9 protein-coding genes are annotated in these 13,097 nt (G+C 65.2%); 8 read left to right on the top strand and 1 reads right to left on the bottom strand.

From position 1 onward, the window contains the following. Positions 1-264 precede the first annotated feature (264 nt). From rimP to pnp, 8 genes are all read left to right on the top strand, one after another. Entirely contained in the window at positions 265-1,020 is a 756-nt protein-coding gene (rimP, locus tag ACNJYD_RS01690) for a ribosome maturation factor RimP (RefSeq protein ID WP_212257697.1), read from the top strand. A gap of 2 nt (positions 1,021-1,022) precedes the next feature. Then, positions 1,023-2,633 (top strand): transcription termination factor NusA, encoded by a 1,611-nt coding sequence (gene nusA / locus ACNJYD_RS01685; RefSeq protein ID WP_172789358.1) that lies wholly within the window; start codon positions 1,023-1,025, stop codon positions 2,631-2,633. Between the two features lie 23 nt (positions 2,634-2,656). Further along, complete coding sequence (locus ACNJYD_RS01680) at positions 2,657-3,340, top strand: RNA-binding protein (RefSeq protein WP_439365153.1); 684 nt, start codon at positions 2,657-2,659, stop codon at positions 3,338-3,340. Positions 3,341-3,410: 70 nt separating this feature from the next. After that, the gene (infB, locus tag ACNJYD_RS01675) at positions 3,411-6,116 is read left to right on the top strand and encodes a translation initiation factor IF-2 (protein WP_175424020.1); all 2,706 of its coding nucleotides are present in this window, start codon (positions 3,411-3,413) and stop codon (positions 6,114-6,116) included. 156 nt (positions 6,117-6,272) lie between these two features. Continuing rightward, positions 6,273-6,704 carry a 30S ribosome-binding factor RbfA gene (gene rbfA / locus ACNJYD_RS01670; protein WP_036008998.1) on the top strand — a complete coding sequence of 144 codons (432 nt, stop codon included), beginning with the start codon at positions 6,273-6,275 and terminating at the stop codon, positions 6,702-6,704. Beyond that, entirely contained in the window at positions 6,701-7,810 is a 1,110-nt protein-coding gene (gene truB, locus ACNJYD_RS01665; protein WP_439365152.1) for a tRNA pseudouridine(55) synthase TruB, read from the top strand. The genes rbfA and truB overlap by 4 nt, the downstream gene beginning before the upstream one ends. Before the next feature lie 2 nt (positions 7,811-7,812). After that, positions 7,813-8,082, top strand: a complete 270-nt coding sequence (gene rpsO / locus ACNJYD_RS01660) for a 30S ribosomal protein S15 (RefSeq protein WP_008540131.1) — start codon at positions 7,813-7,815, stop codon at positions 8,080-8,082. 378 nt (positions 8,083-8,460) lie between these two features. After that, a complete protein-coding gene (gene pnp / locus ACNJYD_RS01655; RefSeq protein ID WP_439365151.1) occupies positions 8,461-10,620 on the top strand; it encodes a polyribonucleotide nucleotidyltransferase in 2,160 nt (719 codons plus the stop codon). Positions 10,621-10,835: 215 nt separating this feature from the next. Here the strand turns inward: pnp and katG are convergent, their stop codons facing one another. Continuing rightward, on the bottom strand, positions 10,836-13,001 hold the full coding sequence (gene katG / locus ACNJYD_RS01650; RefSeq protein ID WP_439365150.1) for a catalase/peroxidase HPI: 2,166 nt from the start codon (positions 12,999-13,001) through the stop codon (positions 10,836-10,838). Positions 13,002-13,097 lie beyond the last annotated feature (96 nt).

Here is a 13,097-nt window from a genome sequence, read left to right as displayed (position 1 = left end):
TTGCGCAGGGCCTGCAGACGGGCGCAAAAAGGCCCCGTTCCCGCTGCAATGGGCCTTGTCCGTGGGTTAAGAAAGCGCTATATCAGCGCCAATTCATCTTCTCATACGATCCGCGTAGTGAGAGTGGGCCCGAAAGGACCCGCTCTTTTTTATTACCTGAACGCGGCTCGGCGGGAGATGCGCCCGACGCGTTGTCGGGAAAGTTCCGAAGCGGGCTTTGAAGTCGTAACCAAGCCTTAACCATCGAGCGCCCTGACCCTGGACATGACCGAACCGAACCTTGGTTCCACGGATGCCGAATTGCTGGCCGAGCCGCGGCTCGTGGTCGAGCCCGGCGTCGCGGCACGGGTGTCCGCAGTGGCAGGTCCCGTGCTCCAGGGCATGGGCTACCGCCTGGTCCGGATCCGCATTTCCGGGGAAGCTGGCTGCACCGTGCAGATCATGGCCGAGCGGCCCGACGGCTCGATGCAGATTGAGGATTGCGAGGCGATCTCGCGGGCCCTGTCGCCCGTGCTCGACGTCGCCGATCCCATCGACCGCGCCTATCGGCTGGAGATCTCCTCGCCGGGCATCGACCGTCCGCTGGTGCGCCGCTCCGATTTCGAGCGCTATTGCGGGCATCTGGTGAAGATCGAGATGGCGGTCGCCCATGACGGGCGGAAGCGTTTCCGCGGCACGCTCGGCGCGGTCGAGGGCGACCGCGTGCATCTGCATCGCGACGATGCCAAGGCTGGCGACGATGCCGACGTTCTCCTGACCATGGAGGATATCGGCGATGCGCGGCTGGTGCTGACCGACGAGCTGATCGCCGAATCCATGCGCCGCGGCAAGGCCGAGGCGCGCGAGATGCGGCGCAATCTCGGTCTCGAGCCGCCGCAGGCACCGCACGCCAAGATCAGCGAGAAGACCACCAAGAACACCAAGCCGAAGAAGAAGCCGGCCCCGACCAACACGAAGAAACATCGCCTTGCCGCCGAACGCGCGCGGCGCGGCGAGATCGAGCCTGACCAAGGAGACTAGCCATGGCAGTCAGCGCCAACCGACTTGAATTGCTTCAGATCGCGGACGCCGTCGCGCGCGAAAAGTCGATCGACCGCGGCATCGTCATCGCGGCGATGGAGGACGCCATCGCCAAGGCGGCGCGCGCCCGTTACGGCAGCGAGACTGACGTTCACGCCGAGATCGACCCGAAGAAGGGCGAGCTGCGGCTGTCGCGCCACATGCTGGTGGTCGACAAGGTCGAGAATCACTCCAACCAGATCTCGCTGGTGGACGCGCAGCGCGCCAATCCGGGCGCGCAAGTAGGCGACACCATCGCCGACACCCTGCCGCCGCTGGAATATGGCCGCATCGCCGCGCAATCGGCCAAGCAGGTGATCGTGCAGAAGGTGCGCGAGGCCGAGCGCGACCGGCAGTACCAGGAATTCAAGGACCGCATCGGCGACATCGTCAACGGCGTCGTCAAGCGCGTCGAATATGGCAGCGTGATCGTCGATCTCGGCCGCGGTGAAGCCATCATCCGCCGCGACGAGATGCTGCCGCGCGAAGTCTTCCGCAACGGCGACCGCGTCCGCGCCTATATCTTCGACGTCCGCCGCGAAACGAGAGGCCCGCAGATCTTCCTCTCCCGCACCCATCCGCAGTTCATGGCAAAGCTGTTCGCGCAGGAAGTGCCGGAGATCTATGACGGCATCGTCGAGATCAAGGCGGTGGCCCGCGATCCGGGCTCGCGCGCGAAAATCGGCGTGATTTCCCGCGATTCCTCGGTCGATCCGGTCGGCGCCTGCGTCGGCATGCGCGGCTCGCGCGTGCAGGCCGTGGTGAACGAATTGCAGGGCGAGAAGATCGACATCATTCCCTGGTCGCCCGACATCGCGACCTTCGTGGTCAACGCGCTGGCGCCGGCGGAAGTCTCCAAGGTCGTCATCGACGAGGACCGCGAGCGCATCGAGGTCGTGGTGCCCGACACCAACAACCAGCTCTCGCTGGCGATCGGCCGTCGCGGCCAGAACGTGCGTCTGGCCTCGCAGCTCACCGGCTGGGACATCGACATCCTGACCGAGCAGGAGGAATCGGAGCGCCGCCAGGCCGACTTCGAGAACTCCACCCGCGTCTTCATGGAATCGCTCAACGTCGACGAGGTAGTCGGCCAGCTCCTGGCGTCCGAAGGCTTCACCTCGGTCGAGGAGCTCGCGATGGTGGACGTCAAGGAGCTCGCCGGCATCGAGGGCTTCGACGAGGAGACCGCGCAGGAGCTGCAGAACCGCGCCCGCGAATATCTGGAGCAGCAGGAAGCCGAGCTCGAGGCGAGGCGCAAGGAGCTTGGCGTCGAGGACGCGCTCAAGGACGTGCCCGGCGTCACCTCGAAGATGCTGGTGAAGTTCGGCGAGAACGACATCAAGACCGTCGAGGACCTCGCCGGCTGCGCCACCGACGATCTGGTCGGCTGGACCGAGCGCAAGGAAGGCAGCGAGCCGACCAAGCACGCCGGTGCGCTCGACGGCATCGACATCTCCCGTGACGACGCCGAAGCGATGATCATGCAGGCCCGCGTCAAGGCCGGCTGGATCACCGAGGCCGATCTCGCCAAGCCGGCCGAGGAGGCCGAGGCGACCGAAGATCAGCCGGCTTAAGGGCAAAGGAGAATGTCGCCCGGATGCTTGCAGATTCCGACCTCGAACTTGACCATGGCCCGCGGACCGAAAGGTCCGCGACCATGCGCATGTGCGCGGTCAGCCGCGAGGTCCGGCCGATCGACGAGCTGATCCGCTTCGTCGCATCGCCTGACGGACAAATAGTTCCCGATCTCAAGCGCAAGCTGCCCGGACGCGGGATGTGGCTCACCGCCTCACGCAAGACGGTTGCGGAAGCGGTGCGGCGTCACCAATTCAGCAAAGCCTTCAAGCGCGAGCTGCGCATCCCTCAGACGCTTCCCGCCGACATCGAGGCGCTCCTGGTCCGGAGCGTGACCGAAGCCCTTGGGATCGCCGCCAAGGCGGGCCAGGTCGTGGCCGGCTTCGGCAAGGTCGAGAGCGCCCTTCGGGAAGGGACGGTCGAGGTCCTGATCCATGCCAGCGACGGGGCCGCGGACGGAATCCGCAAATTGGACATGCTGGCGCGCCAGAATGCCGGGAATCGCGGTGCTAAGGCGCAGATTCCCGTCGTTACCGCTCTGAAATCGTTAGAATTGGATTTGGCACTGACCCGGTCAAATGTGATACATGCTGCCCTGCTCGCGGGCCCGGCGAGCAAGTCATTCCTGTCACGTAGCCAGATCCTGGTCCGATACCGGATGGCGGACGACGACAAGACTGCCGAAAAACCCGGCCAGGATTTCTGAGAGACAACGACGACCCAATTGGATGGTGCGGCAACGCACAACACTGATAAATCAGGATTAGGACTGCTGAATGGTTGATACCAAGACCCCTGGCGACAAGAAGCTGAGCGTTCCGAGCAAGACGCTATCGCTCAAGCCGCGCGTCGAAACGGGCACCGTGCGCCAGAGCTTCAGCCATGGCCGCAGCAAGCAGGTCGTGGTCGAGAAGCGCGGCAAGCGCCGCATTGGCGACGGACCCGAGCCGCACGCGCCTGAGGTGACGGCAAAGCCCGCGCCGGCCGCCCCCGCAGCGCCGTCCCGTCCCGCTCCGCCCCCGCCCCGCAACGCCGGTTCCGGCGTGGTGCTGCGCACCCTTACCGAGGACGAGCGTTCGGCCCGTGCCAGCGCGCTGGCGGACGCCAAGCTGCGCGAGGTCGAGGAACGCCGCCAGGCCGAGGAAGAGGCCCAGCGCCGCTCCGCCCGTGAGGCCGCCGAGCGCGCCGAGCGCGAAGCCGCCGAATCCCGCCGCAAGGCCGAGGAAGAGCGCCACCGTCACGAGGACGAAGCCAAGCGCAAGGCTGAGACCGAGGCCAAGAAGCGTTTCGGCGAGGGTGAGCAGCCATCCGCCGCGCGCCCCGCGACCGCAACACCGGCCGCCGGCGCTCCGCGCCCCGGTGCGCCTGCGTCCCGGCCTGGAACCACCACCACAGCGCGTCCGGGAACCACGACGGCGCGTCCCGCAACGACGACCGCGCAGCGTCCGGGTGGACCGGCTGGCCGCGGCCCCGCCGTTGCGGCCGAGGCTGACGACGACGAGGCACCGCGCCAGATCCGCCGCGGCCCCGGCGGCGCCGCGCGTCCCGTGGTAGCCCCCAAGCCCACCCACAAGCCCGGCCCGCAGAAGGAGCGCGGGCGCCTGACCGTCGTCACCGCGCTCAATGCCGACGAAGTCCGCGAGCGCTCGATCGCCTCGTTCCGCCGGCGCACCCAGCGCCTGAAGGGTCACGCCTCGAATGAGCCGAAGGAAAAGCTCATCCGTGAAGTGGTCATTCCGGAAGCGATCACCATCCAGGAGCTCGCCAACCGCATGGCCGAGCGCGCGGTCGATGTCATCCGCATGCTGATGAAGCAGGGCGCGATGCACAAGATCACCGACGTGATCGATGCCGACACCGCCCAGCTGATCGCCGAAGAGCTCGGCCACACCGTCAAGCGCGTTGCCGCGTCCGACGTCGAGGAAGGTCTGTTCGACGCTACCGACGATTCGACCGATACCGAGACCCGTTCGCCCGTGGTGACCGTCATGGGTCACGTCGACCACGGCAAGACGTCGCTGCTCGACGCGCTCCGTCACGCCAACGTGGTCTCCGGCGAAGCCGGCGGCATCACCCAGCACATCGGCGCCTATCAGGTGACATCGCCTGAAACCGGCAAGAAGATCACCTTTATCGACACGCCCGGCCACGCCGCGTTCACCGCGATGCGCGCCCGCGGCGCCAAGGTCACCGACATCGTCGTGCTGGTGGTCGCGGCCGATGATGGCGTGATGCCGCAGACGGTCGAAGCCATCAATCACGCCAAGGCGGCAGGCGTGCCGATCATCGTTGCCATCAACAAGATCGACAAGCCCGATGCCAAGCCCGAGCGCGTGCGCACCGAGCTGCTCCAGCACGAGGTGCAGGTGGAATCCTTCGGCGGCGAAGTCGTCGACGTCGAGGTGTCCGCCAAGAACAAGACCAATCTCGACAAGCTGCTCGAGATGATCGCGCTGCAGGCCGAAATCCTCGACCTGAAGACCAATTCGGAGCGTCCCGCCGAAGGCACCGTGATCGAGGCCAAGCTCGATCGCGGCCGTGGTCCGGTCGCCACCGTTCTGGTCCAGCGCGGCACGCTCCGCGTCGGCGACATCATCGTCGCAGGCGCCGAGATGGGCCGCGTCCGCGCGCTGATCTCCGATCAGGGCGAGACCGTGCAGGAGGCCGGTCCCTCGGTGCCGGTCGAAGTGCTCGGCTTCAACGGCCCGCCCGAGGCCGGCGATCGTCTCGCGGTGGTCGAGAACGAAGCCCGCGCCCGCCAGGTCACCAGCTACCGCGCGCACCAGAAGCGCGAGAACGCGGCAGCCTCGATCTCCGGCATGCGCGGCTCGCTCGAGCAGATGATGTCGCAATTGAAGACGGCGGGCCGCAAGGAATTCCCGCTGATCGTCAAGGCCGACGTGCAGGGTTCGCTGGAAGCCATCCTCGGCTCGCTGGAGAAGCTCGGCACCGACGAAGTCGCCGCCCGCATCCTGCATGCCGGCGTCGGCGGCATCTCGGAATCCGACGTGACGCTGGCCGAAGGCTTCAACGCCGCGATCATCGGCTTCTCGGTTCGTGCCAACAAGGAGGCCGCTGCGGCCGCCAAGCGCAACGGCATCGAGATCCGCTACTACAACATCATCTACGACCTCGTGGACGACGTGAAGAAGGCGATGAGCGGCCTGCTCGCGCCGACCTTGCGCGAAACCATGCTGGGCAATGCCGAGATCCTGGAGATCTTCAACATCTCCAAGGTCGGCAAGGTCGCCGGCTGCCGCGTCACCGACGGTACCGTGGAACGCGGCGCCAATGTGCGCCTGATCCGCGACAACGTCGTCGTGCACGAAGGCAAGCTGTCGACGCTGAAGCGCTTCAAGGACGAAGTGAAGGAAGTCCAGTCCGGCCAGGAATGCGGCATGGCCTTCGAGAATTATCACGACATGCGTGCCGGTGACGTGATCGAGTGTTATCGCGTGGAGACGATCCAGCGCTCCCTGTAAGTCCAAATCTTACCGAAGCGTTCGGATCTTTTTGAACAGAGATTGCGGGAGTGCGATGGCCGGATTTTTCCGGCCATCCACCCCTCTTCGTTTCAACAGGACACATGACAATGCCCGTGTCGCGGATGCGGGCATGACGAGGTGATTTTCGAAAAAATGCCACGGCATCATCAGAAGAAGAGTTCCGCGCCCGGCGGCTCGCAGCGTCAGCTGCGCGTCGGCGAGCAGGTTCGCCACGCGATGGCCGATATTCTGGCGCAAGGCAATGTGCATGATGCTGATCTGGAAGGTCACATCATCACCGTGCCGGAGGTGCGGATGTCGCCCGACCTGAAGCTCGCGACCGTCTATGTGATGCCGCTCGGTGGCCGCGACACCGAGATCGTGATCGCTGCGCTCGAACGCAACAAGAAGTTCCTGCGCGGCGAGGTCGCGCGGCGCGTTAACCTGAAATTTGCACCTGACATTCGCTTCCGCGTCGATGAACGATTCGACGAAGCGGAACGGATCGAGAAGCTTTTGCGAACGCCTGCGGTGCAGAAGGATTTGGAACAGGATCCGCATTCGGATCGGGAAGAAGAGCAATGACCATGGACCCGGCTCACGGCACGATCGGCGGCGACGACACCGACCAGCGCGACGTGCAGAACAATAATTTCGCGGAGAATTCGCAGCCGCATCAGGAGCCGCGCCGCGTCAACAACGATCCGCGCGCCAAGCAGCAGAAGGGCAACCAGGTCCGCCGCGACCGCCGCGACGTCCATGGCTGGGTCGTGCTCGACAAGCCGATCGGCATGACCTCGACCCAGGCGGTCGCCGTGCTCAAGCGGCTGTTCAACGCCAAGCGCGCCGGACACGCCGGCACGCTCGATCCGCTCGCCTCGGGGGGCTTGCCGATCGCGCTCGGTGAGGCCACCAAGACCGTCCCCTTCGTGATGGACGGCCGCAAGCGCTACCGCTTCACGGTCTGCTGGGGCGAGGAGCGCGACACCGACGACATCGAGGGCCGGGTGACCGCGACCTCGGACCAGCGCCCGAGTCGGCAGGCCATCCTGGCCCTGCTGCCCCGCTTCACCGGGGTGATCGAGCAGGTCCCGCCGCGCTATTCGGCGATCAAGGTCCAGGGCGAGCGCGCCTATGACCTCGCCCGCGACGGCGAGGTCGTGGAGCTGGCGCCCCGCCCGGTCGAGATTCACCATTTAACCCTTGTAGATCAACCGGATAACGACCGGGCCGTGTTCGAGGCCGAATGCGGCAAGGGCACCTATGTGCGGGCGCTGGCCCGCGATATGGGCCGGATTCTCGGCACTTACGGCCATATCTGCGCGCTGCGGCGGACCCTGGTCGGCCCATTTGGCGAAAACGACATGATTCCGCTGGATCAGTTGGAGGCTTTGTGCGATAGAGCCGCGTCCGGCGAGGGCAGCCTCGCCGACGCGCTTTTGCCCGTTGAGACCGCGCTGGACGACATCCCGGCACTGGCCGTCACTCGGGCTGATGCGGCAAGGCTCCATCGGGGCCAGGCCGTTTTGTTGCGCGGACGGGATGCGCCCACTTGTAGCGGCACAGTCTATGTCACGGTGGCAGGCCGTCTTTTGGCGCTTGCCGAAGTTGGCAATGGCGAAATCATCCCCAAGCGTGTGTTCAACCTGACCGGCCTGACTGCCAGCCCCGGTCGCAACGAGAGAAATTGACGATGTCGATTGCCGCAGAACGCAAAGCGGAAGTCATCAAGACGAATGCCACCAAGGCCGGCGACACCGGCTCGCCCGAGGTTCAGGTCGCGATCCTGTCGGAACGCATCAACAACCTCACCAACCATTTCAAGACCCACGTGAAGGACAACCATTCGCGTCGCGGCCTCTTGAAGCTGGTCTCGACCCGCCGCTCGCTCCTCGACTATCTCAAGAAGAAGGACGAGGCACGCTACAAGGCGCTGCTCGAGAAGCACAATATTCGTCGTTAAGAGTTCCTGCGCGCGCCACCGGCGCGCGTTTTCGCACGTGGTTTCGAACGAAAGCGCTTATTTCAAGCTTTTTGATCGAGGTTGCGCGCACATCGGACGCAAGCCGTTGAGGGCGAGCATCCGGGCATGAAGGGCGAGGACCGCGGTTCGGTGTTCGCATTCGTGCCGACTGACAGTCCAGCAGCAATCCGGCGGCTGGGCACAACGGGCAAGGCGCCCGTATGACCCGAAAGGATGGACGCCATCCGACATCCAAAAACCATGGCAGGATCGCAGGACGCTGATCATCCGCTCCGATCAGCGTCCCGCAATCTTGCGCATGGTTTTTGTTTTTCGAGAGCCGTCCCTTCTTTCGAGAACCCATGAAAGAAGACCTCTATGTTCAATAAGCATTCAGTCGAGATCGACTGGGGCGGACGCCCACTCAAGCTCGAAACCGGCAAGATCGCCCGCCAGGCCGACGGTGCCGTCGTCGCCACCTATGGCGAGACCGTGGTGCTCGCCACCGTGGTCGCGGCGAAGGCGCCGCGCGAAGGCGTCGACTTCCTGCCGCTGACCGTCGACTACCAGGAAAAGGCCTACGCCGCGGGCCGCATTCCCGGCGGCTATTTCAAGCGCGAAGGCCGTCCGACCGAGAAGGAGACGCTGGTCTCCCGCCTGATCGACCGACCGATCCGCCCGCTGTTCGTCGATGGCTGGCGCAACGAGACCCAGGTGATCGTCACCGTGCTGTCGCACGATATGGAGAACGATCCCGACATCGTGGCGATGGTCGCGGCCTCCGCCGCGCTGACGCTGTCCGGCGCCCCCTTCAAGGGCCCGATCGGCGCGGCCCGCGTCGGCTTCGCCAATGACGAATTCATTCTCAACCCGACGCTCGACGAGATGGTCGACACCCAGCTCGACCTCGTCGTCGCCGGCACCGCCGACGCCGTGCTGATGGTGGAATCGGAAGCCAAGGAACTGAACGAAGACATCATGCTCGGCGCCGTGATGTTCGGTCACCGCCACTTCCAGCCGGTGATCAACGCCATCATCGATCTCGCCGAGAAGGCTGCCAAGGAGCCGCGCGAAGTCACCGTCATCGACAATGCCGCGCTCGAGAAGGAAATGCTCGGCCTGGTCGAGCAGGAGCTGCGCGCCGCCTACGCCATTCCGATCAAGCAGGAGCGTTATGCCGCCGTCGGCGTCGCCAAGGAAAAGGTGATGGCCCACTACTTCCCGGAAGGCCAGGAGCCGAAATACGACAAGCTCCGTGTCGCCGGCGTGTTCAAGGAGCTGGAAGCCAAGATCGTCCGCTGGAACATCCTCGACACCGGCAAGCGTATCGACGGCCGCGACAGCAAGACCGTCCGCAACATCGTCGCCGAAGTCGGCGTGCTGCCCCGCGCCCACGGCTCGGCGCTGTTCACCCGCGGCGAGACCCAGGCGATGGTCGTGACCACGCTCGGCACCGGCGAGGACGAGCAGTACATCGACGCACTGTCCGGGACGTACAAGGAAACGTTCCTGCTGCATTACAACTTCCCGCCCTATTCGGTCGGCGAGACCGGCCGCCTCGGCGGCACCAAGCGCCGCGAGATCGGCCACGGCAAGCTGGCCTGGCGCGCGATTCGTCCGGTGCTGCCGCCGCACCATGAATTCCCCTACACCACGCGCGTGGTGTCGGAGATCACCGAGTCCAACGGCTCGTCCTCGATGGCTTCGGTCTGCGGCGCCTCGCTGGCGCTGATGGATGCGGGCGTGCCGCTGAAGCGGCCGACCGCGGGCATCGCGATGGGCCTGATCCTCGAGGACAAGCGCTTTGCGGTTCTCTCGGACATCCTCGGCGACGAGGACCATCTCGGCGACATGGACTTCAAGGTCGCCGGCACGGAAGCGGGCATCACCTCGCTCCAGATGGACATCAAGATCGAGGGCATCACCGAAGAGATCATGAAGGTGGCGCTGGCCCAGGCCAAGGACGGCCGCATCCATATCCTCGGCGAGATGGCCAAGGCCCTCACCGCGGCCCGCGCCGAGCTCGGCGAATACGCGCCGCGCATCGAGACCTTCAAGATCGCCACCGACAAGATCCGCGAAGTGATCGGCACCGGCGGCAAGGTGATCCGCGAGATCGTCGAGAAGACCGGCGCCAAGGTCAACATCGAGGACGACGGCACCGTGAAGGTCGCCTCCTCTGACGGCGAGGCGATGAAGGCCGCGATCAAGTGGATCAAGTCGATCGCGTCCGATCCGGAAGTCGGCCAGATCTACGACGGCACGGTCGTCAAGGTGATGGAGTTCGGCGCCTTCGTGAACTTCTTCGGCTCCAAGGACGGCCTCGTCCACATCAGCCAGCTCGCGGCCAGCCGCGTGCAGAAGACCTCCGACGTCGTCAAGGAAGGCGACAAGGTCAAGGTCAAGCTGCTCGGCTTCGACGATCGCGGCAAGACCCGCCTGTCGATGAAAGTGGTCGACCAGACCACCGGCGAGGACCTCGAGGGCAAGGACAAGGCCGAAGGCGAGAAGGCCCCGCGCGAAGCGGCCGGCGAGTAAGGCCTCTCGCGACAAAGCAAAAAACGAAGGGCGGCCGAAAGGCCGCCCTTTTTGTTGGTGGCCTCGATCCGTCAGCGCGCTGCTCTTCACCTCTCCCCAGCGGGGAGAGGTCGATTTGCGAAGCAAATCGGGTGAGGGGGTTTGGTCCCACGAGAGAGTAGAACCCCTCACCCGGCGCTGCGCGCCGACCTCTCCCTATGGGAGAGGTGTCACACTCACGCCGCGATATCGAAGCGGTCGAGGTTCATCACCTTGGTCCAGGCCTTGGCGAAGTCCTTGACGAACTTCTCCTTGGCGTCCGAGGTCGCATAGACCTCGGCGAAGGCACGGAGCTGCGAATGCGCGCCGAAGATGAGATCGGCGCGGGTGCCGGTCCACTTCACCGCATTGGTCTTGCGGTCGCGTGCCTCGTAGGTGCCGTCGGCAGCCGGCGTCCACTGCGCGCTCATGTCGAGCAGGTTGACGAAGAAGTCGTTGCTCAGCGTTCCCACCTTGGTGGTGAACACGCCGTGCTTCGAGCCGTTGGCGTTGGCGCCGAGCACACGCAGGCCGCCGACCAGCACCGTCATCTCGGGGCCGGTGAGCCTGAGCAGCTGCGCGCGATCGACGAGAGCTTCCTCCTGCTGCATGAACTGATGCCGCTTGCCGATGTAGTTGCGGAAACCATCGGCGCGCGGCTCCAGCGGCGCGAACGAGGCCGCGTCCGTCTGCTCCTGGGAGGCATCCATGCGGCCCGGCGTGAAGCCGACCTTGACGTCGACGCCGGCATCCTTGGCGGCCTTTTCGACCGCGGCGGTGCCGCCGAGCACGATGAGATCCGCGAGCGAGACCTTCTTCGCGCCTGACGAAGCGTTGAAGTCCTTCTGGATCGCTTCGAGCTTGCCGAGCACCTTGGCGAGCTGGGCCGGGTCGTTCGCCTCCCAGTCCTTCTGCGGAGCAAGACGGATGCGCGCGCCGTTGGCGCCACCGCGCTTGTCCGAGCCGCGGAACGTCGAGGCCGACGCCCAGGCGGTCGAGACCAGCTCGGGGACCGAAAGACCCGAAGCCAGGATCTTGCTCTTCAGCGAAGCGATGTCCTGCTCACCGACCACCTCGTGGTTCAAGGCCGGAATCGGATCCTGCCAGATCAGCGTCTCCTTCGGCACCAGCGGGCCGAGATAGCGCTGGATCGGACCCATGTCGCGGTGGGTGAGCTTGAACCAGGCGCGGGCGAAGGCGTCCGCGAACTGATCCGGGTTCTCCAGGAAGCGCCGCGAGATCTTCTCGTAGGCGGGATCGAAGCGCAGCGAGAGGTCGGTCGTCAGCATCGTCGGCCGATGCTTCTTCGACTTGTCGAAGGCGTCAGGAATGACGGCGTCGGCGCCCTTCGCCGTCCACTGGTTCGCACCGCCCGGGCTCTTCGTCAGCTCCCATTCGTACTTGAACAGGTTCTCGAAGAAGTTGTTGCTCCACTTCGTCGGCGTCGTCGTCCAGGTCACCTCGAGACCGCTGGTGATGGAATCGCCAGCGAGGCCCGATGCGTGCTTGCTCTTCCAGCCGAGGCCCTGATCTTCCAGCGCGCCGGCTTCCGGCTCCGGGCCGACCAGCGATGGATCGCCCGCGCCATGGGTCTTGCCGAAGGTGTGGCCGCCGGCGATCAGCGCGACGGTTTCCTCGTCGTTCATCGCCATGCGGAAGAAGGTCTCGCGGATGTCCTTGGCCGCGGCGACCGGATCCGGCTTGCCGTTCGGGCCTTCCGGATTGACGTAGATGAGGCCCATCTGCACGGCGCCGAGCGGCTCGGCGAGCTGGCGTTCGCCGCTGTAGCGCTCATCGCCGAGCCAGGTGCCTTCCGGACCCCAATAGAGCTCTTCCGGCTCCCAGACGTCGGCGCGGCCGCCGGCGAAACCAAAGGTCTTGAAGCCCATCGATTCCAGCGCGACGTTGCCGGCGAGCACCATCAGATCGGCCCAGGAAATCTTGCGGCCGTATTTCTGCTTGATCGGCCACAGCAGACGGCGGGCCTTGTCGAGGTTGGCGTTGTCGGGCCAGCTGTTGAGCGGAGCGAAACGCTGCTGACCGGCGCCGGCGCCGCCGCGGCCGTCAGTGATGCGGTAGGTGCCCGCGCTGTGCCAGGCCATGCGGATCATCAGGCCGCCGTAATGACCGAAGTCGGCGGGCCACCATTCCTGCGAATCCGTCATCAGGGCCGTGAGGTCCTTGATGACCGCGTTCAGGTCGAGTGACTTGAACTCCTTGGCGTAGTCGAATTCCTTGCCCATCGGGTCGGACAGATCGGAATTCTTGTGCAGCACCTCGATGTTGAGCTGCGTCGGCCACCAGTCGCGGTTCACGCGCGTGGGTTTTCCGCCCGAAAACGGGCACTTCGAAGTGTCGTCCATGAATACCTCCTCTGGCGGCGTCGAACTCGCGCCCTTGAACCAGGTAGAACCACTCTAAGCGCCGCGTCCTATCAGGGGAAGTTGACTTTAGTGATC

Origin of the sequence: Bradyrhizobium sp. SPXBL-02 (genome assembly GCF_051853065.1) — a bacterium.
GTDB lineage: Bacteria > Pseudomonadota > Alphaproteobacteria > Rhizobiales > Xanthobacteraceae > Bradyrhizobium.
This window is presented reverse-complemented; position numbering and strand designations above follow the sequence as displayed.

What these genes read in the sequence shown, in the direction of transcription:
- rimP (WP_212257697.1), top strand. Translation starts at nt 265, where the DNA reads ATGACCGAACCGAACCTTGGTTCCACGGATGCCGAATTGCTGGCCGAG.
- nusA (WP_172789358.1), top strand. Translation starts at nt 1,023, where the DNA reads ATGGCAGTCAGCGCCAACCGACTTGAATTGCTTCAGATCGCGGACGCC.
- ACNJYD_RS01680 (WP_439365153.1), top strand. Translation starts at nt 2,657, where the DNA reads ATGCTTGCAGATTCCGACCTCGAACTTGACCATGGCCCGCGGACCGAA.
- infB (WP_175424020.1), top strand. Translation starts at nt 3,411, where the DNA reads ATGGTTGATACCAAGACCCCTGGCGACAAGAAGCTGAGCGTTCCGAGC.
- rbfA (WP_036008998.1), top strand. Translation starts at nt 6,273, where the DNA reads ATGCCACGGCATCATCAGAAGAAGAGTTCCGCGCCCGGCGGCTCGCAG.
- truB (WP_439365152.1), top strand. Translation starts at nt 6,701, where the DNA reads ATGACCATGGACCCGGCTCACGGCACGATCGGCGGCGACGACACCGAC.
- rpsO (WP_008540131.1), top strand. Translation starts at nt 7,813, where the DNA reads ATGTCGATTGCCGCAGAACGCAAAGCGGAAGTCATCAAGACGAATGCC.
- pnp (WP_439365151.1), top strand. Translation starts at nt 8,461, where the DNA reads ATGTTCAATAAGCATTCAGTCGAGATCGACTGGGGCGGACGCCCACTC.
- katG (WP_439365150.1), bottom strand. Translation starts at nt 13,001, where the DNA reads ATGGACGACACTTCGAAGTGCCCGTTTTCGGGCGGAAAACCCACGCGC.